The organism is Paenibacillus diazotrophicus (genome assembly GCF_042610465.1).
The window spans coordinates 1,853,408-1,876,573 of the sequence record NZ_JBGJZN010000001.1 but is presented as its reverse complement, the minus strand read 5'-3'; the positions used below and the strand labels follow the sequence as shown (position 1 = coordinate 1,876,573).

Annotated in this window: 18 protein-coding genes; 14 read left to right on the top strand and 4 right to left on the bottom strand. The window is 46.7% G+C overall.

The window, feature by feature from the left end:
* The 10 genes from ACAN54_RS08525 to ACAN54_RS08480 all read left to right on the top strand — a co-directional run bounded on the left by ACAN54_RS08525 (position 1) and on the right by ACAN54_RS08480 (position 13,704).
* Positions 1-432, top strand: a complete 432-nt coding sequence (locus tag ACAN54_RS08525) for an SRPBCC family protein (protein WP_379152985.1) — start codon at positions 1-3, stop codon at positions 430-432.
* Positions 433-742: 310 nt separating this feature from the next.
* Complete coding sequence (locus ACAN54_RS08520; protein WP_379152983.1) at positions 743-1,735, top strand: YiiG family protein; 993 nt, start codon at positions 743-745, stop codon at positions 1,733-1,735.
* A gap of 112 nt (positions 1,736-1,847) precedes the next feature.
* Positions 1,848-2,345 (top strand): DinB family protein, encoded by a 498-nt coding sequence (locus ACAN54_RS08515; protein ID WP_379154171.1) that lies wholly within the window; start codon positions 1,848-1,850, stop codon positions 2,343-2,345.
* A 429-nt stretch (positions 2,346-2,774) separates the two neighbouring features.
* Complete coding sequence (locus ACAN54_RS08510; protein ID WP_379152981.1) at positions 2,775-4,016, top strand: sugar ABC transporter substrate-binding protein; 1,242 nt, start codon at positions 2,775-2,777, stop codon at positions 4,014-4,016.
* A gap of 157 nt (positions 4,017-4,173) precedes the next feature.
* The gene (locus tag ACAN54_RS08505; RefSeq protein ID WP_379154169.1) at positions 4,174-5,028 is read left to right on the top strand and encodes a carbohydrate ABC transporter permease; all 855 of its coding nucleotides are present in this window, start codon (positions 4,174-4,176) and stop codon (positions 5,026-5,028) included.
* Positions 5,029-5,071: 43 nt separating this feature from the next.
* Positions 5,072-5,896 (top strand): carbohydrate ABC transporter permease, encoded by an 825-nt coding sequence (locus ACAN54_RS08500; protein WP_379152979.1) that lies wholly within the window; start codon positions 5,072-5,074, stop codon positions 5,894-5,896.
* A gap of 43 nt (positions 5,897-5,939) precedes the next feature.
* Positions 5,940-6,932 carry a LacI family DNA-binding transcriptional regulator gene (locus tag ACAN54_RS08495; RefSeq protein WP_379152977.1) on the top strand — a complete coding sequence of 331 codons (993 nt, stop codon included), beginning with the start codon at positions 5,940-5,942 and terminating at the stop codon, positions 6,930-6,932.
* 135 nt (positions 6,933-7,067) lie between these two features.
* Positions 7,068-9,233, top strand: coding sequence for a beta-glucosidase BglX (gene bglX / locus ACAN54_RS08490; RefSeq protein WP_379152975.1), 2,166 nt, complete (start codon positions 7,068-7,070; stop codon positions 9,231-9,233).
* A 52-nt stretch (positions 9,234-9,285) separates the two neighbouring features.
* Positions 9,286-12,672, top strand: coding sequence for a GH36-type glycosyl hydrolase domain-containing protein (locus ACAN54_RS08485; protein WP_379152973.1), 3,387 nt, complete (start codon positions 9,286-9,288; stop codon positions 12,670-12,672).
* A 174-nt stretch (positions 12,673-12,846) separates the two neighbouring features.
* A complete protein-coding gene (locus ACAN54_RS08480; protein WP_379152971.1) occupies positions 12,847-13,704 on the top strand; it encodes a DUF4405 domain-containing protein in 858 nt (285 codons plus the stop codon).
* A gap of 159 nt (positions 13,705-13,863) precedes the next feature.
* Here ACAN54_RS08480 and ACAN54_RS08475 read toward each other — a convergent pair whose 3' ends face one another.
* The 4 genes from ACAN54_RS08475 to ACAN54_RS08460 form a co-directional block, all read right to left on the bottom strand.
* Positions 13,864-15,171, bottom strand: a complete 1,308-nt coding sequence (locus ACAN54_RS08475) for a DUF5050 domain-containing protein (RefSeq protein WP_379152969.1) — start codon at positions 15,169-15,171, stop codon at positions 13,864-13,866.
* A 191-nt stretch (positions 15,172-15,362) separates the two neighbouring features.
* Entirely contained in the window at positions 15,363-16,502 is a 1,140-nt protein-coding gene (locus ACAN54_RS08470) for a toxic anion resistance protein (RefSeq protein WP_379152967.1), read from the bottom strand.
* Positions 16,503-16,633: 131 nt separating this feature from the next.
* A complete protein-coding gene (locus ACAN54_RS08465; protein WP_379152965.1) occupies positions 16,634-18,322 on the bottom strand; it encodes a vWA domain-containing protein in 1,689 nt (562 codons plus the stop codon).
* A gap of 14 nt (positions 18,323-18,336) precedes the next feature.
* Complete coding sequence (locus tag ACAN54_RS08460; protein WP_379152963.1) at positions 18,337-19,089, bottom strand: hypothetical protein; 753 nt, start codon at positions 19,087-19,089, stop codon at positions 18,337-18,339.
* A gap of 299 nt (positions 19,090-19,388) precedes the next feature.
* Between ACAN54_RS08460 and ACAN54_RS08455 the strand changes: the two genes are divergently transcribed.
* The 4 genes from ACAN54_RS08455 to ACAN54_RS08440 all read left to right on the top strand — a co-directional run bounded on the left by ACAN54_RS08455 (position 19,389) and on the right by ACAN54_RS08440 (position 23,150).
* On the top strand, positions 19,389-20,351 hold the full coding sequence (locus tag ACAN54_RS08455; protein ID WP_379152961.1) for an EamA family transporter: 963 nt from the start codon (positions 19,389-19,391) through the stop codon (positions 20,349-20,351).
* A gap of 232 nt (positions 20,352-20,583) precedes the next feature.
* Positions 20,584-21,363, top strand: coding sequence for a hypothetical protein (locus ACAN54_RS08450; RefSeq protein WP_379152959.1), 780 nt, complete (start codon positions 20,584-20,586; stop codon positions 21,361-21,363).
* A 315-nt stretch (positions 21,364-21,678) separates the two neighbouring features.
* Entirely contained in the window at positions 21,679-22,413 is a 735-nt protein-coding gene (locus ACAN54_RS08445; RefSeq protein ID WP_379152957.1) for a helix-turn-helix domain-containing protein, read from the top strand.
* A gap of 92 nt (positions 22,414-22,505) precedes the next feature.
* The gene (locus ACAN54_RS08440; RefSeq protein ID WP_379152955.1) at positions 22,506-23,150 is read left to right on the top strand and encodes a hypothetical protein; all 645 of its coding nucleotides are present in this window, start codon (positions 22,506-22,508) and stop codon (positions 23,148-23,150) included.
* Positions 23,151-23,166 lie beyond the last annotated feature (16 nt).

Here is a 23,166-nt window from a genome sequence, read left to right as displayed (position 1 = left end):
ATGAGTGAAAGATTCGTCAATCATGCTACGTTTGTTGTCGAACGAACCTATGCCTCATCGCTTGGAAAGGTTTATGGTGCTTGGTCTGACCCGGCTCTAAAAGCAAGGTGGTTTTCGAAGCCCGATATTTTTGAATTCCGTGTTGGAGGACGGGAATATAGCAGAGGAGGGCCGCCAGAAGGACCGGTTTTCACCTTCGAGGCTAACTACCAAGAGATCATTCCGGAACAGCGGATTGTCTACACTTACTCATTGGATGCTGGCGATAAGCGCCTTTCCGTTTCGCTTACAACGGTTGAGTTCATCCCGGTCGAGGAAGGAACCAAGCTGGTTTTCACCGAACAGGGGGCGTTTTTTGACGGGCAAGATACTCCAGAGATTCGCGAGCAAGGCACGAACGAAATGCTTGATGCCTTGGGCAAAACACTCTAGCGGGGTTTATTATGTGGACTATTGCAGACGAGGACCTCATATCCTAGCGAAAATTTGCGTGTTACACAGAAAAAGATCTTACTTAGCTTAAGGGGTGCCGAAAGGCACCCCTTTTAATTTACCTGTTCAGATCAAGCGGAGAGCCGATAAATAAAATTTGACAATTTTGCTACTCCAGACTCAAGACCTATTCACAAAATAATTTTAAAATTGAAGAGATGTGTATCATAATCTTTATTGATATGCGGCTAAGAGAAGAGTATAGACCCGAAAGAGAACATTAAATGACCTAGTCGGAGGAATCACTATTTTGAGAAAGCTATCATTCTTTATTACCATTATCATGTTAGGTACAATGTTATCCGCTTGTTCTGCTATTACCTCTTCAGTGGATAAAGCGCCTGCTGGTGTTACCTCCGGAGAGAAAAAGGAAATTGAGAAGTACAATGCATATGTAAGGCTTAATAACTTGATGACAGGCAGAATCAATGAGGTTCTAATTCATTATTTTGAGAAGTTCGGAATGGATACACAGCCTGTAATCGAGAAGAATTTCAGCTTCATCATGCTCGACGTTGCTGAACCTGAACGGGTAGTCATTGATCAAGCGAACGGCTATACCGCAAGCCAACCTGCTTTTGCGAACGCAGACCCCTTAGTAATCCAACTGACACCAGTCATCAAAGAGCTGTTGTCCGTACTGGATGAAATGAAAGCCTACTATGATTCAAGGGGTTACGTGGATGATGAATTCGCACAAGGAAAGCAGCTGCATACCAAGCTGGTAAGTGCCAATCTTGCTTATGAGAAAGTCGCCAAACCATTCTTCACAGCTCTGCAGAAATTGGGTAACGAGCAGCGTCTGGCTGAACTGCAAAAACTCAAGGATTCAGACCAGCAGATCCGGTATAGTGCCTTGAAGTTCATGATAGACGCCGAGGCTACGGCCATTGAAATGGATGAACAGGGAATCACCGCCGGCAATGTGCTCAAGCTTGATATGACGAAGTTTAAAGTCAAATACGATACGATGACCGCGGATTTGAGTGAGCTCATGACCCTTTCAAAAGATAAGAAACGGATTGAAAAAGAAGGGGTTAACAGTTTCAGTATAGGGAATTATGTGGACTCAGCCACTGAGGCAAAAGCGGCCGCTTCGAAAATTATTGAGCGCATCAATAAGAAGGAGCCTGTATCGGATTCTGATCTGAACGGTCAGTTCCTCCACACTACAGATGGAACACCTGAAAATTTCAATTATCTGCTGAGCAAGGCTGTTGAACGTTATAATGAAATGAATTAAGCAAAACCTCCCTTTAGAAGCAAACCTAGATCTAATAGCTTCGATGGGGAGGTTTTATTATAAAATTAAGTGAACTGACAGTATTTGAACAATTAGGAGGAACAAGGAGATGTTGAACAAATCATTGCTGGTCGGGGACGTTATGCAAGAATGGGCGGGAACGCGCAGGTTGTTGGAAAGCATACCGGACGAACATCTGGGTTGGAGACCGCATGCGAAGTCTTATACTTTTGGGGAATTAGCAACGCATGTCGTCAACCTGATTAATTGGCAACTGTTCATTTTGCGCGATCCGGAACTGGATCTGGGGACCATACCATCACGCAGGGTAGCCTTAGAGAGCAGGCAGGCGATGCTAGACGAATTCAATGCGAACATCCAGGAGCTCGAGCAGACGCTGGACACAATCGATGAAGCGGCATTGGGCTCGAACTGGACACTCCGTCGCGGCGATACGGTCATGGCCGTACAGCCGAAGGCTATAGCATTCCGTACGATGGGGATGAGCCATATGATTCATCATCGTGCACAGCTCGGAATGTACTTGCGTCTGCTTGATCAGCCGGTACCTGGTGTCTACGGTCCGACCGCGGACGAACTCGGCAAGTAGCGTGTACTCTTCACAACAGGCAACGGGAGGGGCCGCCAGAAATGGCGGTCTTTTTGCTATTATCTGATGGAAGGTCCTCTCAACTGCGCAAATGAATCGAAGGCATTTATGTTATTTTCGACATTTTTAGACGGCCTACTTGAAATCGCTAACAGCTAGTCATATAATAGGTTTATCGAAACGATTCGATCTGTGAATCCGACTAATGAGCCTTACACTTAGGGAAAGATCTCGTTTTCAAGGGAAAATGTAGAAAAAGTAGTTTTAGATCTCTTTTTATGGGTAATTATTCATTAAGGAGTCTGCGATTTATACTATGTTTCACAGAAAAACTCGAATTTTTTTTCGAAGTGAATCGAAACGTTTCGATGTAAGGGTTTTATTCATGAATATATAAATTTGTCAAACACTACAACAGGGGTGAAAGTAATGATGAAAAAGACTGGTTTGGTAGCTACAACTGTATTAATGGGTTTCTCTTTGGTCGCAGCAGGTTGTGGGAATTCTAATGATTCAGCAGCTGGTGATAACAAAACGTTGAAAGTATGGTTCATGGGAACTTCGGATACTGTAACGCCGATTACCAAAATGTATGAAGAGAAGAATCCGGGTGTCAAAGTGGATGTGCAAGCGATTCCTTGGGATACTGCACATGATAAACTGCTGACTGCCGTTGCCTCTAAAAACGGTCCTGACGTTATCCAAATGGGAACAACCTGGATTCCTGAGTTTGCGGCAGCAGGTGCACTAAAGGACATGGCGCCTTATATTGAAAAGTATCCCAGCATGAAAGCGGAGAATTTCTTCGACGGTGCAGTTCAAACGACAAAATATGAAGACAAAACGGTAGCAGTTCCTTTCTATGTTGAGACGCGCGCTATGTTCTACCGCACTGATCTGCTAGGTGACGTAGGTTATCCGGAAGGTCCCAAGACTTGGGATGAATTGAAGGATGCCAGCAAGAAGCTGGTTGCCAAAGGTGGAGCTGGACATTATGCGTTACCTATCGAAGCGAAGGATTCGATCTATACGGCTATCTTCGCCTGGCAGAACGGAAGCGAGCTGATTGACAGCAACCGTCAGCCCCAGTTCAACCAGCCGGCATATGTGGACACGATTAAATTTCTGAAGAGCTTCTACGATGAAGGATTGTCCCCTAAGGGAACAGATCTGGATACGGTAGCTGCATTTAAAGATGGTACCATGGGGATGTTCATCAGTGGCCCTTGGATGATTCAGACTGTTAAGGAAAAAGCTCCGGAGATTGACGGCAAATGGGCAGTAACCACTCTTCCTGCTCAAAAAACTAACACCTCTTCCATCGGTGGTGCTGATCTGTCCATCTTCAACTACAGCAAAAATCCGGATGAAGCTGCTAAATTTATCGCATTCATGGCTGAACAGGATGCACAGCTGAAATATTATGAAACTTCCAACTCGATGCCTGCACTGAAGGCCGCTTGGGATAACGATGCGCTGAAAGATCCGATGATTGCCGCTTTTGGTGAACAGCTTAAGAATGCACGTCCTGCTCCAACGGTAAAAGAATATGAAGAGATTGCACAAGCGGCTATGGCTTCCTTTGAACAGATCACGGTTGGCGGTGCGGATACACAGACCGAACTGGACAAGCTTAACGCAAAGGCAAATGAACTTCTGGGCAACAAATAAGCAACACTCTTTCCAGGCATACTGCCGATTCTCCGTAATGAAGGGGTTTCGGCAGTGTGTGCGTTCATTGTATGGAAAGGTAGTGCAAGAAAGCGAAAGGATGTGAGTGATTGTGAGTTCATTTGTGAAGCAATGGAACAAAAATAAATATCCATATATGTTTATCGCACCTGCTGTCCTGCTGCTGACTGTATTCTCCATAATTCCAATTATCATAGCGCTGGTCATCAGCTTTACAGATATGGATTTGGTGGGGCTTGCGGATTATTCCAATATCAGCAGTGTGGGCTTAGATAATTACATTAACATTTTCAAAGACCCGGTCTTCCTGAAATCGATGTACAACACAATGATCTATGTAGTTATCGGTGTACCGATGGTCGTGATTGCCTCCATGGGGGTGGCGCTGCTGCTTAATTATGGAACAGGGTGGCTGTTCAAAAGCTTCCGCGTCATCTACTATATGCCGTCGATTACTAACATTGTAGCCGTCGCGGTGGTGTGGGGATATTTGTATAACGGCAGCTATGGGCTGTTCAACTACATTCTGTCTATCTTCGGCTTTCCGGCACAGCAATGGCTTCAAGACCCGAATCTTGCGAAATTATCTCTGATCCTGCTGGCGTTCTGGAAATCCATAGGTCTCAATATGATTATTTTCCTGGCAGCATTGCAGGGCATTCCCCGTTCCTATTATGAAGCGGCTGAAATTGACGGGGCGACTGGCTGGAAGAAGCTGCGCTTCATCACAGTACCTCTTCTTGGATTCGCTACTTTCTTTGTGACCATTACGACCTTGATCGGCTGGATTCAATTCTTCGAAGAACCGCTGGTCATGACCAAGGGCGGGCCGCTGAATGCCACGATGTCTATGGCACTCTTCATCTATAACAACGGCTTCCAGCTCAGCAAGTTCGGTTATGCGGCTTCCGGCTCGTTCGTGTTGTTCATTATCATCATTATTGCAACACTCATTCAATTCGCGGTCAAAAAGAAAGAAGTGGAATATTAAGTGTCAGCTGTAGCGCTGCTGCTTAAAGAGGAGGTATAATTTCATGGCATTGAAAATGAAACATATGGAAAAAGGATTGATGATCGCACTGCTCATTATCGGCGGACTGCTGATGATGGTGCCATTCATCTGGATGATCGGCTCGTCCTTTAAACCGGAGAGTGAATTCACTGTAATTCCCCCGACACTGATTCCGAACCACCCGACGTTCTCTAACTACCGGGATTTGTTCGTGAAGATGGACTTTTTAATCTATTTGAAAAATACACTGATCATCGTGCTGTGCTCCTTTGTAGGACTGTTTCTCAACGCGATGGCCGGTTATGCTTTTGCTAAATTTGATTTTCCGGGTAAAAACAAGTTCTTCTATATTATTCTGGGCACCATGATGATTCCTGGACAGGTTACGATGATTCCAACTTATCTGATCATTAACCAGATGCATTTGGTGAATACGATGGCAGGAATAGTTCTGCCTGGTTTGGTCGGTGCGTTCGCAATCTTCCTGTTTCGTCAGTTCATGACCACGATTCCTATGGACTTGCTGGAGGCAGCCAGATTGGACGGAGCCGGGGAGCTCCGGATCTTTTTCCAACTGATGGTTCCGATTGTGAAACCGGTTTTTGCAGTACAAGGTATCCTGACGTTTATCGGCGCCTGGAACAGCTTTCTCTGGCCGCTTATTATTGCCAATGATGAGAAGCTGTACACCTTATCGGTAGGTCTCTCGCTGCTGAAAGGCCAATATGGTACACAGTTCGGATTGCAGATGGCCGGAGCGGCCTTCATGGTTGTGCCGATTATTATCATATTTATCTTCTTCCAAAAACATATCATAGAAGGATATACCATCTCCGGCATAAAATAATATAGAGAAGCATATGGCATGACTCGGGAAGGGTTGAACAAACATGGCAACAATCAAAGATGTGGCAAAGCTGGCAGGGGTGGCCTTATCTACAGCATCCTATGCTATGAGCGGCGACAGCAAGGTGAGCGCCAAAACCAGGGAAAAGGTGCTTGAAGCCGCAAAACAGCTGAATTATCAGAAAAATGGCTTTGCCATGGATTTGAAGAGAAGCCGTACGAATACCATAGCTCTGATATTGACAGATTTATCCGGACCTTATTATTCAGAGCTGATTCGGAGCATTCAGGATGTGGCCTTGTCCAATTCCTATGACCTGATCGCATGCAGTTCTATGGGCGGGAAGGACTCCACGGCGGTAAGATTTCTTTTGGAGAAGCGGGTGGATGGAGCCATTGTGCTTGCACATAACATTACTGATGAGATTTTGCAGGCTGCCGGAAGTGACAGATTTCCTATTATTGTCATGGACCGGCTGATTGCAGGCAAAGGACTCATAAATGTTGTGGTAGATGGAGAGCAGGGCGGCTACAGTGCTACCCGTTATTTGATCGAAAAAGGCCATGAGCATATTGCTTATATCAGTGGTCCGGCTAATTCCTATGATAATGCGCTGCGCTACCAGGGATTTCTGCGGGCCATGCGGGAAGCAGGTTTGGAGGAAAAGGCCAAATGGAAGCTGAACGGGGGATTCATCCGTGAGGGCGGATATAAGGCGACCAAAATGATGCTGATGCAGGGAGAGCTGCCCACAGCTGTCTTTTATGCGAATGATGAAATGGCTGTTGGAGGATTGAAGGCCCTTGAAGAGGGAGGTATCAGTGTTCCTGATGATATTTCTGTGATCGGTTTTGATGATATCCAACTGTCCGAATACATTCAGCCTCCTCTCACAACGATCCGTCAGCCTATGTATGAATCCGGATCGCTTGCGGGGCATCTGCTGTTCCAAATGCTTAACGGCGACACCGTTAATGATTTCTATAAGCTCAAGATTGAGCTGGTTGAACGCAAATCGGTCAAACCCCGGAGCTGACTGCCCTGGGGAGGTTCCGGCGGATCTTCGAATTAAATTGAAACGTTTAGGAAATAAAATTGATTCAATAAAAAAAATCTATATTATATATGGAAAAATATAATAGAAACGTTTCGTTTCTTTGGGGGAGCAGCTATGACTGAACATTTGTACAACAAATATGTGAAACATATGACCCTGGAAGAGAAGGTAGCCCAACTGTTGCAGCTGGCAGCGCCTTTCTATGATGAACCGGGTGATGATTCTGAGATTACCGGTCCTATGGAAGAGCTCGGAATTGATGCCAATACGAAACGGGCTGCGGGTTCGGTTCTCGGTATTGCAGGTGCGGAGAAAATGATGGCGGTTCAGAAAGAGCACCTGTCCGGAAGCAGACTCGGTATTCCGCTATTGTTCATGGCGGATATCGTTCATGGCTTCAAGACGATTTTTCCGATTCCACTGGCGATTGGCTGTTCCTGGGACCTCAATCTTGCTGAACAAAGTGCCGAGATTGCTGCGCGTGAGGCGGCTGTATCCGGACTTCATGTGACTTTTGCCCCTATGGTAGATTTGGTTCGTGACGCCCGCTGGGGCCGGGTGATGGAATCAACGGGTGAAGATACTTACTTGAATGCTGAATTTGCCAAGGCATTTGTCCAAGGCTTCCAAGGAGATAATCTTAAGGACGATATGACCCGTGTTGCGGCATGTGTGAAGCACTTTGCGGCCTATGGGCTGGCCGAAGGAGGCCGTGAGTATAACACTGTAGATCTATCAGAGCGTCAGCTGCGCGAATATTATCTGCCGGCTTATAAAGCGGCCATCGACGCAGGCGCCGAAATGGTGATGACTTCCTTCAATACTGTGAATGGTATTCCGGCTACAGGCAACCACCAATTGATGCGCGGGCTGCTTCGTGACGAATGGGGATTTGAGGGGGTCTTGATCTCTGACTGGGCGGCGATTAAGGAGATTATTGCGCATGGAGCAGCAGAAGATGAGAAAGAGGCTGCTTTCAAGGCGATCCACAGCGGTGTTGATATAGATATGATGACCACAAGTTATGTGAATCATTTGCCGGAGCTTGTGGCAGATGGGCTTGTTGACGAAGCGATAATTGACGAAGCCGTGCTGCGGATTCTGGAGCTGAAAGAGAAGCTGGGCTTATTCGAGAATCCAATGCGCGGAGCTGATCCTGAGCTGGAACGGCAAATCGTGTTTAGTTCGGAGCACCGGCAGGTCTCCCGGAGACTTGCTGAGAAGTCGAGTGTACTACTCAAAAATGAAGGAGTTCTTCCGCTCCGGGCTAACCAGCGGATTGCCTTGATAGGTCCGTTTGCAGCAAGCGGTGATATTCTCGGCTGGTGGTCCTGGACCGGTTCCAAGGAAACTGCGGTGAAGCTTGGAGAGTCGATGCAGAAAATCAGCAGTGATCCCGAAAATGTATTAATCGCAGAGGGCTGCGGCATTGATACAATTACAGAAAGCGGCCTTGCTGAGGCGCTGAACGCTGCTTCAGCAACTGAAGTTATTGTACTGGCGCTCGGCGAGTCCTCAGACATGAGCGGAGAAGGAGGCAGCCGCAGTGATATCCGTCTTCCGGAAGCTCAGCTTGAGCTGATCCGAGAGATGAAGAAGCTTGGAAAGCCGCTGGCTGTTGTGCTTTTTAACGGTCGTCCGCTTGATCTCCATGGAGTCTATGATGTGGCCGATGCAGTGCTGGAGGCATGGTTCCCAGGGAGTGAAGGCGGTGCGGCACTGGCGGATATTTTGTATGGCAAGGTGAATCCGTCTGGACGTTTGTCCATGTCCTTCCCGCATTCTGTGGGCCAGATTCCTGTATATTACAATGCTTACAATACCGGACGTCCGAAACCGGAGGAAGCAACTGACAACCGCTATATTTCTCAATACATCGATATTCCCAATGAACCGCTGTTGCCTTTCGGTTTTGGTCTAAGCTATACCTCCTTTGCCTATGCAGAGTTCTCCCTGTCTTCGGATCGGATGACAGCAGACCGTCCGCTGGAAGCCAAAGTAACCGTCACGAACACTGGCAGCCTTGCCGGAACCGAGACCGTTCAGCTCTACATCCGAGATATGTCCGGTGAGACTGTGCGTCCGGTTAAAGAGCTTAAGGATTTCAGACAGATTCAGCTGTCACCCGGAGAGAGTAAAGAGGTTGTGTTCCACATTGAGGAATCCCAGCTTCGCTATCACCATAGTGATTTGTCCTACACCAGTGATCCCGGCCAGTTCACCGTATATGTCGGGTCCAGCAGTCGTGACACTCAATCGGCCATGTTCCGTTTACTCTAATATTTATTAATTAGCGGTATTCTCACCGCAGCAGATAAGGAAGTGAAACGAAATGACAATTGCATCAACAACCAGGCTGTCGCTTCAAAAGGGTGACTTAACCTTTACGTTTCTGGAGAGCGGTGACTTGTATCAGGCTCTGGGCGGTAAAATGATGATTAATCAGCTTTTATCAAACATTGTGGATGGTGCACCTGGGAATCTGTATGTAAGGCTCCATACCCCCAAAGGGATCCAGGCTTATCCGCTGCTTGGCGTCAAATCAGCCAGCCGTTTCCGTAAAGACGGCGAACGTTTAGTATGGCAGGGCGATATTCCTGTAGAGCAGGCAGGAACGGGAGCGAAAGAGGCTCTCCGTTATCAGGTAGTCTTCTCCATGACAAGTTCGGGTGTCTGGTTCTGGGATATTTCCATCCAAGGCAGCGGAGTTCTTGTGGATGTGATATATACACAAGATGTGGGTATAGCGTCTCCTGGAGCAGTTACAAGCAATGAGGCTTATCTGTCCCAATACATCGATCATGCGGTTTTTGAAAGTAAAGATAAGGGATATGTTGTATGCTCCCGCCAGAATCAGCCGCAGGACGGGAAGTTCCCATATCTTCAGCAGGGTCTGCTTGAAGGTGCTGCTGGATATTCTACCGATGGTTTTCAATTTTTCGGCTTATCATACAAGGAAACGGATCAGCCAGAAGCATTGTCAGGGGACATGCTTGCAAACGAGGTTTACCAGTATGAATTTGCCTACACGGCCCTGCAGTCTGCAAAGGTCCAGCTGGAAGGGGAGACGCGGTTTACCTTCTATGGATTGTTTCGCGAGGATCATCCGGCTGCGATTACGGAGCTGGAGTATGCAGAGTCGGTTCAAGAAGCCTGGCAAGAGGTACAGTCTTTGGGAAGCATCACCGCTGAAGGGGAATTGCTGAACCGGATAACGGGCAAACCTCAGATTGGTGAACCTCTGCAGACTCTTTCTTTGACTAGTGCCGAGCTCGATGTGCTGTTCCCTCACAAGTTGCAAGAAGAGCGTGAGGATGGTAAGCTGCTGGCTTTTTTCACGGAAGGCTATGAGCATGTTGTACTCAAGGATAAGGAACTTCTTGTCGAGCGTCCGCATGGACAAATTCTTATGAGCGGTGATAATGCGCGGATGAACCCAGAGGTGATGACGACAACCTCCTATATGTATGGTATCTTCAATTCTCAGGTGGTCGTAGGCAACACCAATTTCAATAAAATGATGTCCAATGCCCGCAGCGCCTTGAACGTCTACAAGACTTCAGGACAACGGATATATGTCTACATGGAAGGACAATATCATCTGCTAACGATGCCTTCTCTGTTCGAAATCGGCTTTAATTATGTGCGCTGGTATTATAAAACGGTATCGGATACTCTGGTAATCACCAATTACACCACGATGGATCAGCCGGAGGTTAGATTGCATGTGCATTCTGCTAACGGCATGGCATACCGGTTCTTGATCACGAACCAGATCACCATGAATGTAGCGGAATATGAGGTTCCATATGAAATGTCCCAAGACCCTTCGGATGGTACGCTAACCTTCCGGGCAGCACAGACAGGGACTAGCGCACAGGTATACCCTGAATTAGCTTACCGGATGCAACTGGATGGCGCAGCATACGAACTGGGAGACGAGTCGATTCTGGTAGAGGGGCATGTTCAAGGCAGTGCATCTCTTGTAGTGATGGAGCTGCAAGAAAGTGCTGATTGGACCTTGACGATACAAGGACTGCTGGATGGCAAGGCGCGTACAATAAGCTCCACTTCTGTTGAAGCCGAGGCGGCACGGTACCGTGAATTTTTGTCTGGAGTCATGAATGGTTTCAAGCTGACGGAGCAGGGCGGTACACAAGGAGAATTATTCAAGGTGAATGCGCTGGCTTGGTGGTATACCCACAATATGCTGGTTCATTATTCCGTACCTCACGGTCTGGAGCAGTACGGCGGAGCCGCATGGGGAACCCGCGATGTCTGTCAGGGACCGGTGGAATATTTCCTGGCCACCCACAAGTATGAACAGGTTCGTGAAATCCTGCTTACTGTATTCACTCATCAGTATGAGGATGACGGCAGCTGGCCGCAGTGGTTCATGTTTGACAAGTATACACAAGTCCAGCAGGAGGAGAGCCACGGAGATATCATTGTCTGGCCGCTGAAGGTATTAGGCGATTATCTGCGGGCGACCCGGGATTACGATGTTCTGGATGTGCAGCTTCCGTACACCCGCAGACACCATTTTGACTTCACATCAGAAACAGCTTCCTTACGGGAACATGCGATCAAAGAACTGGACTATATCAAAGCGAATTTTCTGCATGATACGTTCCTCTCCTCTTACGGTGACGGAGACTGGGATGATACCCTTCAACCGGCCAATGCCCAGCTGAAGCAGTACATGGTCAGCAGCTGGACAGTCGCATTGACATATCAGACGGTGCTCGGATTATCGGGAGTACTGCAGGACGCGGATGCCGCATGGGCCGGGGAACTGAAGGAGCTAGCTACAGGCATCCAAGGTGACTTCAACCGCTATATGCTGGGAACCGATGTGATTCCGGGCTTCCTTTACTTCGAAGATCCTGCCGATGCCAAGCTGTTGCTGCATCCTGAAGATAAGGAGACCGGCATCCAGTACCGGCTCCTACCGATGACCAGAAGCATGATTGGCGAGCTGTTAACTCCAGAGCAGATGGAGGAGCACTACAAGCTGATCCAGGAACAATTCCTTTGTCCGGACGGCGTGCGTCTGATGAATCATCCGGCACAATATGCCGGTGGTGTCAGTCTGCACTTCAAACGTGCGGAGCAGGCGGCGAATTTTGGCCGCGAGATTGGTCTGCAGTATGTGCATGCCCATATCCGTTTTGTTGAAGCAATGGCGAAGATCGGCAAACGGGATCAGGTATGGAAGGGATTGGCCGTCATTAACCCGATTGGCATTCGTGATGCGGTGCCAAATGCGGAGCTGCGGCAGAGCAATTCTTATTTCAGCAGCTCGGACGGCAAATTCTCCAATCGGTATGAAGCGCAGGAGCGTTTTGCGGAGCTTCGTGACGGTTCGGTTCCGGTAAAAGGCGGCTGGAGAATCTATTCCAGCGGTCCGGGGATCTATATGAATCAACTGATCTCGAATGTGCTGGGTATCCGCGAAGACGGCGGTGATCTGATCATCGATCCGGTATTACCGGATGAACTGGACGGCACACGATTCGACTTCGACTACGATGGCAAGCCAGCCGTGTTTGTGTACCATTGTGCACAAGGCCAACTAGCCTATGTTAAGGTGAATGGACAGGAAGTTCCAGCAGAACGGCTGGAGAATCGGTACCGCTTGGGCGGACTACGGATCAAACGGGCTGATTTTGACCGGTTGCGCAGCACAGAAGGTACAGTTGTAGATATTTATATGTAATTTTTATAGAAACTTTATGTAACACATTTAATAGCGGTCAGTGATGCAGACATCCTCTGGGGATGCCAGGCACTCACTGGCCGTTTTTTTGTCCGCCTATATTTCGATATTCACCAAATTTTCACCAAGCACACTTATCATAAGCTCAGAGATTAGGATAAGGAGACGAAGATCATGAAGAATAAAAAATCATATGTAAAACTTACTCTCGATCTATTAATGGGGATTACCTTTGCACTGCTCTATAACACAAGAGTGTTAGGCGGGCTTGCTTTTCATGAAATCGCTGGAATAGCGATCGGGTTTGCGTTCGTGGCCCACATTATACTGAATTGGAGATTTGTCCAGAAGGTGACCCTAAGGCTGTTTGACCGGTCCCTTCCGGTACGTACACGGTTCAGTTATTTACTGAACGTTTCGCTGTTGTTATCGATGACACTCATTCTAGTTAGCGGTCTAGTCATCTCTCGGGTCGTACTTCCAACCTTCCAGCTAGGAAATGAGAACTGGTTCAAAATAGCACATATGTCTGTAGCGTATCTGGGCCTTGGGTTAATCGGTGTACATATTGGACTTCATTGGCATTGGGTGATTAAAGTGCTGCAGAAACCTTTAAATCTCAAGCTGCCACGTTCATTATCCCGCGTTCTAATGACAGGCGTGGCAATTATGGTGCTTGCATTTGGGGTCTATCAGGTATACACGACTAATTACTTCTCCAGACTGCAGATGCTGCAGGGAGTGTTCTCGGTCTCCTCAGCTTCTGGAGAGGGAATCTATGAACATGGGGATAGGAATAGATCGGAGTTCGTGAAACCTCAAAGAGGAAGCGAGAACAAGCCGTCTTTCCCGGTTAAAGGGAAGTCAAAAGGAAGGAATATCGGAAGCACCAGCTGGTATAAAGTGCTCTTTACCTACACGGGGATTATGGCTGTGTTTGCCGGAGCTACATATTACCTGGACAAATGGATTGCACGGAGAAAGAAGGTTAAGCTAGCTGTGAAGAAGCTTGAGCACCCTGGTATAACGTAATTACTTGCGGTGTGGATCTGGACAAGAGGACAAGGTAACGAATGTAATGACCGTAATCTGTCCTTTTGGCCCGTCCACAAGGGGGTCCTTGCTGCGAAAAAAAAGCCGAAGCTTCAAAGGAAGCTCCGGCTGACAGATGTTAGGTACCAGCATGCTTTTTTAGTTAGTGGTAATTGTATAGATTTCACTCACAGCTCCATCAGTGAGCTTCAGCTTTGTTTTACCGTCGGTACTCATTTTATAGAGGCTATCATTATCATCAGCGTTATAATAGAAAATACCGGTTACATCGTCATAGATTGAACTGTTATCCCAGGTCACGCCGTTCAATTTGGATAAAGATAAATCCGCATTTACAGCATAAGCCGCATTGTTGGTGAAAAATACAGTTTGTCCGGCAGCTGTACCATTCTTCACATTATAGACATTTGTCACTTGACTTAGCCCAAGCGTTTTGGTGCTGATTACTTTACCGTTGGCGATCGTACTGACGTATCCTTTACCGTTGCTGCCTACGTAAGCCAGCTTATTTCCGCCCATATCGGCCAGGCTGACAACTGCGCTTTGACTGAGCTGAAACGATTTTCCGTTATGATCTATAGCAAAGCTTTTGGCCTTGGAATACACATAATCATCATTTTCATCTACGGTAACACCTTTGTTATAGACATAATAATCTTTGGACCAGAAGCCGGATAAGGTTGCATTAACATCCAGAGGGCTTTTGGCATTGGCTGCTTTGGGATTTCCTCCAGTAATCGGAAGAGTGTACAGAACCATGGAGTTAAGTGAATAGTAGTTTTCTGCCGGTTTGGTATCTACCATTACAGATACTGTAGTAGGAGTCGAATGGATAAAGGAATAAGATGGAATGGCGCCTTGACCTATATATTGTACATTTCCGCTACCATCGCGGGACTTTGAAGCAGCCCAGGTGTTGGTTCCGTTTTTCAGAACATTGTAGTAAATGCGGCCACCCTCAACATAGAATCCAGGGAATTCTGTGTCTGCGTTATTAGCAATTTGCTTGATCTGGGTGTCATCAGGTGCATTAGCAAGCGAGCGGTAGATCACGCCATGATCATCCATGAAATAAAGGTAATCACCCTCGATCTGGTAAAATATAACATCCTTTCCGCCGGCAAAGTTGCTGATCAGTGCGTCCGGTTCGGTCAGAGACAAGCGCTGCAGCTTGCTTGTTTCCTCATTATCATAAAAATACAAATACTGGCTGGTTGCATCCAGATAGGATCCTTCGAAATAATCAGAGATCATTTGAGCACTACCCCCGGCAGTAGGGACACGGTACAATGCTCCATCTTCCGTACTATAGTACACATACCCGTTCTCAGCAGCTGCTGCCGATGCTTGTGAATTCAGCTTTCCTACCCCTAAGGCTGTGCTGATCAGTACACCTGCAAGCAGGATGGACCCTATTCTTTTTGTTAACTTCTGGAACTTTTTCATTTGTCGACTCCTCTTTAGGTGAAATAGTATGAATAATAACATTACCTTAATAACATATCGGAATTGCTATAGGAAAATATATGAAGCGAAAGAACCATTATTTATCAGTCAATTCATATATTTCATGGTAAAAGACCTGCATAAATGTGCAAATCAGAAATATCCTTCATACTCTCACATAGAATCGTGACCTATAACCCTAGCGAATTGCCCCGTTCTAGACGCCGGATCTGTTGCTCGCCATTGTCGGCCAGCTCCCGGAACTGATGGATGGTCTCGCGCATCCTCGGCAGTGCCTCCTGCTTGTAGGTGCTGATTGAGTCCAGGGCGGACAAGACATCGGTAAATGCCTGTTTCAGTGTATCCGGGGAGACCGCGGTTTCCATCGATTGTTTTTGGATGGCGGCACCTTGCTCTTTTAGCATTTTTGAGGTGCCGCTGATCAGATTGTCTGTCGTTTGATTCAGCAGTTCGATTTTTTTAAGTACAATTTTTTGATTATATAGTGCGCTTGCTACGGTGACTGAAATTTTGAGAGCAGATACGGTAACATTTCTGGCCCTGTCGACGCCCCGGATCAGTTCTTTGTTATTTCTGATCACAACCTCGATGGCCATGATGCCTTGCTGATTCACCACCAGCATCTGCTGCAGATCCATGACCCGCTGACGGAGCGGAAAGAGGACTTCTTCGGTAATGAAGCGGATCTTGTCTTCGGACTCACTTCGCACCGTGGCGGCTTCAATCTGCTGCTCGATTTCCTGGTCCATCAGCATGCCAAGCTGGATTTCCTTCTGCAGCCTTTTGGTGAGCTCCCGCAGGGTCTGCTGTTCGATCTCAAGGGTTGTGTTGTCATTCTTCAGAATGGATTTGCCTTTATCCAGGGAGACAATAATATCAGAAATGACAGCATCGGCTTTTTGGTATTTGGCAAAATACGTACGCAGCGGATTAAAGAACTTGCCGAGTATCCCGTTTTTGGCAAAATCGACAGCGCCGGGATCCAGATCCTTTAACTGCAAATGAAGCTCCGTTAATCCTTTGGCGACTTGCCCGCCTTCATCACCTGTCTTGGATAGATTGCCAACGGACACCTGAAGCAGAGAGTTTTTCTCTGAAGAGGAGCGCATCGTATTCATGCCGAAAGTATCGATCGATTGGAGAACGGATCTGCGTTTTTCCAGAGAGTCCATATCCAGCTCCAGAATACTTGCCACATTGCTTGCGGCCAGCTCCTTCAGCTGCGTAATCTCAGCAGGCTCCGGCTTAACCTGTTCCTCAATAACAGCTTTTAGCGTTTCTGTATTAGGAATTTCCATGGTAAATGACATAACATACCTCCTAAAAGTTTTATGAAGCTTCGCTTCCCCGATTAATCACCGCAATAAAACTCGCTACGAAAGCATACGCCAAGTTTTATGAAGCTTCGCTTCCCCGATAACATGCACGGTGGTAGCCTTAGCTACATTTGCACGTTGAGCAGATTACCTATTTTGTATACGACATCGTCTGTATCCGCATTGATATTAGCTGCCTCATTTATGCTGGAGATGCTCTCTAATGCCTTGATGTTCGCATTGTAGCCAATGGTATAGACCGGAATCTTGTAGGTCTCAATTAAGCCTCTAATCTCATCCAGTGAATGGCCTTCATTCGTTTCACCGTCACTTAGTACGAAGATCAGCGGCTTCATATCCGGATTCACTGCAATTTGGTCATGAAGCATTTTCATCGCCACAATGATTCCGTCAAAAGTAGCAGTGCCTCCGGTAGCCTGCAGGTTGTTAATTGCACCTACGAACATGGACTGCTGATTGGTGTCATATTTGCCGATGGGCAGATTAATAGTCACTTCACTGGAGTAAGATACAAGACCGATACTGTTGTCTTTACCAAGAAATTTCTGTCCTTTGAGGAGCGACTCCTTCAGATGATTAAGCGGTTCTCCAGCCATGCTTCCCGACACATCAGCCACAAATACAGCTGCAACCGGTTTACTGCCATCCTTTTTCTCCTTCCAGAGCTTCTGCGCAGATGAGAGGAGGCTGCCCTGGGGAGGGGAGAGTTCGGAGACGTATTCATTCAATCCATTGAAGCCTTTATCCGAAGCCAGCTTTTGAAATTTGTCTTGTTCTGTGAATTCAGCAAATTTCTTAATGATGTCCAGCTTCTCATCAGGTAAATTCCCAAGTGCGTAGAGTGGACTGTCATGACGCACTCCAAACGGGGTGAAGACATAGCCGCTCTTCAGATCAGGCGCATTGACATAGGTTTGATATTCCAGAACGAAAGCGTCCAGTACCCCTGTAGAGGCCGCATCCCGCATTTGCAGCGTGGTTGAAGCGATGAAAGGTACATTGGCCTGGAACCGTTCAAAGCCCTGCACGGCTTGATCGCTAAGGAGATTTGAACTGTCAAAAGTACCGAGAGCGGTCACCAGGAAATTCAGTCCGGTGGAGCTGGCAAACGGATCGGTATAGCCCATCGACAGTTCATTCGCAGCGATAGCATCCGTGATGGTTTTGACATTCAAAGAGCCGTATTTGCCGACCAGTTCATCATATTTCTTCTTATTGGTTACGATACCGGCGACATTACCGGCCATGCGCTTGGATATAAGCTCGGCAGGTGTACCGTTCGCTTTGACCATTTCTCCCCACAGTTCATTGGATGGGGTAAAAGCATCCGGAATATACTTGCCGGACCGTATGAAGTCTGCGGCGGTACCGGAGGCGATATTACGGATCTTCACAGAAGCCTGTTTGCCGCCGATCATGATCTTTGCGTCATTAAAGGCGGTGGCTACTTCATTCAGCCAGCCGTTATTTCCCGTCCCGGATTTCTCAGGGGAAGCGAATATTTCAACGAAATTGTCCGTAGTATTCTCAACGGAAATCGGGAATTTGGAGATGTCGGGCAAGGATTCACCGATATCTGCAGGGTCCAGATCGATTTGCCCTTTTACTGTATCTGCGATCGTTACATTAATATTGCTGTATAGTCTGTTCAGCTTTTTACCGGCGTCTTCTGCCGAAATCTCCTTATCGGATTTACCCAAATTAGCGGTCAACGTGATTCCAAAATAGACAAGTGCAAATACGCATGCTGCAATCCCTGCAAGTATGATTCCTTTTTTGCCTTTTCCGGACATGTGCATCTTCCTTTCTAATTCTGATAGAGCTTGGTTTGCCCGATCAAGGCGTTAAGCTCTTTCATGCAAGGTATTTCATCAACTATGCTGTAGTCCGTACTATCCAGCAGAGAAATTTCCAGCAGCAGTTGATCCAGCTTAAGCAGAATCTCCTCGTTTGCCCCGAGATAGCCAGTCATATGGGCAAAATATTCGTTATACAGCTCGGTTTTTCTCTGTACCAGGGTATCGGTGAAGGCCTTCGGCTTTTGCCTTCTGGTGAACAAGGTGAAATCAGAGGCATCGAATACACTGAGTTTGTTCAGAATTCCCCGCAGATTCAGGAAAAAGAGCTTTTCAACCTCCATAATGACGGATTGGAACTTCCGGAAGCTTAACTCCGTAGGCTCAAACCGCTCGCCCAGTATATTCATCAAAGTGGATTTCTTCTTGTCGATTCTATCCAATTGTTCCAGGGCAAGCAGGACATCCTTTTTGAGCACCTGCACATTCTTGTAGCGGTTCAGCTCTGCGAGGTAGTCTTCCCGGGTTACTAAAGCACGCAGAGAGGGAGCGGCCGGAGTGTTGAAGAGGAGGGTATAACTCCCATATAACACGACAAGCAAACTAATAAATAACATGGTAACGCCTGAAGCAGTCTCAAGCGTACTTCCGCCGACAATTTGAAGACCGAGCAGTCCTGGGGAAAGTACAGCTATATTGGAGAGCGTAATTCCGGTGATGAGTCCTAACAGCTTGACGGGTCGAGAACGATTCAGAATGCACACCTCCTCTGCAGGGTAGGGTAGGATTCTTGTCAGGAATTGTTGAACCCTAAAATTTTAAGAAATAAAGGTTGACAGCAGTTTACTTGCCATGTAACATATGAACAGTCGTCATACGTATAATTACATACTGTTCTCGTATAACCTCGCAGCCTAACGGGCATCAACAGGGCGAGGGTTTCTACAGGAAGCCTACTCTTCCTAACTACGATGGCAAGGATCGTGTTCCACGGTCCTCGTCCCCGGAGTTAGGTTTATTTGCGTATTGCGGCCGATTCAATAGATTCAGGAGGCATAAATGAATGAAGGATTTGAAATATTTGTTATCGGTATTATTGGGTGCCATGAGCTACGGCATTTTATCCACGATCGTCGTATTGGCGTACGGAGAGGGGTACCAGCTTGGTGAAGTGGTTGGAACGCAGCTGTTGACCGGCTGCATCCTTGCCTGGCTGCTGGCTTTATATACAAAGGTTAGACAGACTCGCAAACAACGTAGACAAGGTATCACACCTGCTGCCGCACGTCAGGAATCGCCAGCTCTTACTTGGAAGCAGCGATTGCTGCTCATGATGGCGGGTGCGCCAACCGTGGTTACGGGCTTAGTCTATTACCAGTCATTGCGCTATATTCCGGCTTCGCTGGCCATTATTTTACTATTCCAGTTCACTTGGATCAGTGTGTTGATTCAGGCTGTCAGTAAGCGGCAGCGGCCTGACAAGGTGACGCTGCTGACGCTGCTGCTTCTCTTTGGCGGAACACTGCTTGCAGCAGGAATCATGGATCAGGGTGCAGCACATTTCAACACTCTGGGGCTTACACTTGGCCTGCTGTCAGCTGTGAGCTATTCCATGTTCATTATTTTCAGCGGCAAAGCGGTTCCCTCTGCACATCCGGCATACCGGAGTGCATGGATGGTTACCGGCGGATTGCTTCTTCTCTTCATTATATTCCCGCCATACTTTCTGTTTAACGGGCTTTTGTGGGGACAACTGCTGCTGTTTGGATTTTTACTTGGTTTGTTCGGGGCGTTTATTCCGCCGGTATTATTTGCGATTGGTGTTCCTCATATCGGGGGCGGCATGGCTGGCATTCTTGGTGCAGCCGAGCTGCCGGTTGCCGTATTGCTGTCCTCATTCGTACTGCATGAGCAGGTAAGCGGATTGCAGTGGACCGGGGTTGTCCTGGTACTTCTGGGAGTTGTGCTTCCTGAAGTGTACAAACTTCGATGGAGAATGTCGGACAGGGCAGCTTCACAGGCCTAACCCAGTCATTTAGAGAGTGTGCTTACGTAAAAACAGTCAAATTACAGCGCGTACCCGGATAAGACGGGTACGCGCTGTTTTCGTTAAATGCTAAATTCTATTTATTCTAAAGAGGTTTTTGCAGCAAAAAAGAATTCTTAGGTTGATGAATGGAACAAGGAAGTGAGAGGATATAGATAGGAGATTTGGATACTGCAACCACAGGTTATGCCAAGAAAAGGGGGAATTACATATGAACGGGGAGTTGCATCAGCTATTATTAATCACAGCGCTGGGCAATGGATATTTGATTAGCGGGGCCGATGCTTCCAATGCAGAAATGGAGCATATGGAGTCTATAGAAGTACAATTCATAGCAGAATCGGGCGGGAAGGGCAGAACCTGGCCGGAGTGGCTTGCTGAGCTGAGAAATAATGGATGCCGGCGGCTCATGTTAAATGGTATGTCTTCAGAAGTTTCTGGGAGCAGTAGTACTTATAGTGCCGCTGGGGTACCCACCGGAGTGACCTCACTTGGAACATCAGGGGAATCGTTATGGAAAGCTGATTGGCGGATGGATAAGTATGGCTCGCAGACCAAGTGGAAAGTTATCTATACCGAGCAGAAACTTCTCGATGGGCAGAAGGGCAATCGCGAATTCCTTCCTTTATCCGATTTATCAGGGAAGCTGGAAGCAGTACTAAGACAGATTGGAGACCTCGCTAGCGAGATCGGTGAGAGTTTCTGGACGGAACATTTCTTTGAGCCAGCAGGACAAGTACTGAACGGAACCGGTCCAGCTGTGCAGTTGTCTTTTACCTTACCGGATATTTATAACGACCAGGCTCGTACTCTGCTGAATGCTGTCTACAAAGCTTGGGTATTCGGGGGCATGGGTTCCTGGAATGACGGTCCTCCATATTCTGCCTATCAGCATGACCGGGAGCAGGAGTATAGTGAACTATCAGCCCGGTTGTATGAAATCCTGGTGCATTGCGCCAGAGGAGCAGTGAATTCAGTAGTACTGCTCTGAAGCTTAACAATCTGTATAAATCAGTCCATGAACAGAGTAAATGAAAAAATAGTATAATAGTAACGTTTATCTGATGATCAGTAATAACATGAGCTTACTATATGCACTTAAAGTCCTGTTTTTTAGCAGATTAACGTTTAATGATGATGATATGATTGTATTTTTTAAGTACAACATGCCAAAAGTCGTATATTCAAAGATTCAGAAATATATAGCGTGGTTTGCCGAAAATTCATTTTCCCCTGCATTTATTCCGATAAGTATATTGGATTCTCCAGTTTCTGGGTGATCTTAAGTGGAAGGAGAAATGTAGGAATGATCACAACCATCGATACACCTGGCCGGCTTGAAAAAGAGGTCTGTTTGTCATCGAACACGCAGCAATTTAACTGTATTAACGCTCCTAATCAACTTTTAATTGATGTTTTTCAGCACTGTATATTCAATATTAAAGATCATCTTAGCGGTACATATTTATTTCTGCTTACGGATGAGGAGGGGGTTCTCCTTGCGATGGATTACAGTCGTAATCTGGAAAGTGTTGTAAGCAGTTCTCCTATTCACCTGGGGATGTTTTTTACAGAAGAATGTTGTGGTGTTAATGCGATATCCGAGGCCATAGCACAGGGCTGTTCCGTGTATTTGCCGCCTGAAGACCATGAAAGTCCTTTTTTTAAGAATTGGCACTGTTTTTCGGTTCCGTTAATGGTCAGTAATGAAATTATTGGCTATCTCGATGTATCAACAATCAATGCAGCTATGAAAAGCGAACTGATCGCGATTGCCAAGCTGATTCCGGCAGATATGCTCATCAGTTACCAGGTCCAGCTTGCAAGCAAGACCGCAGGCCATCTTCCTCCGCAACTAAGTGAACGTCAGCTGAAAGTACTCAAGCTGATCTCTCAAGGACTGACGGGTAAAGCGATTGCCTACAAATTAAAGATAAAAGAATGTACGGTTAATCATCATAAAAAAATTATTTTTGATAAGTTGGGGGTCCAATCCAGCTCCGAAGCTGTTTCCGTAGCCACACGGATGTTATTGTTTTAGTGTTCCCTATAGTTTTATATAGGTGGAAAGGATGACATTACATGTTAAACTTTTCTGGTGTACACAAAGAGAGAAAACATCAGGAGGGTATTATGAAGAAAAAAGTTGGTTTATTATCTATGGTTATGGTGTTAATGCTGATGATGATTACAGCATGCGGCGGGAAAGACAACAAAGAGGTTAGCTTGGGTGTGACTGAAAGCGGTACTTACACTAATGACTTTTTCGGGTTATCCCTTAACTTTCCTAAAGAATGGGTTTATCAGGACGCAGACCAGATGATGAAGCTTATGGATGCAGGCCAGGAAGTGGTTGCCGGAGGGGACAAAGCCAAGAGTAAAATGCTTGATCTGGCGAAGACCAAAACGCTGAACCTGCTGATGGCTTCTGAATTCCCTTTGGATTCCGGTAAAACCGGAGCTTCTGCTATCTCGGTTGCCGAGAAGGTCAGCATGCTCCAAGGCATTAAGGATGGTAAGGACTATCTTGAATCTTCAAAAAAATTGATGGAAGACAGCAAACTTCCGTATGAATTCGAAGCGATCAAGACAGTCAAAGTCGGTGGTAAAGATATGGATATGATGAAGGCTTCCATTAATACTGGGGCGGCATTGGTTACACAAGAATATTACAGCACCATTATTGACGGGTATGCATTTAACCTCATTCTTACGTACGTAGATGAGAAGACAAAGGCTGAAACAGATAAGATATTGGAATCTGTATCGTTTAAATAGGAACCGGAAAAAGGAG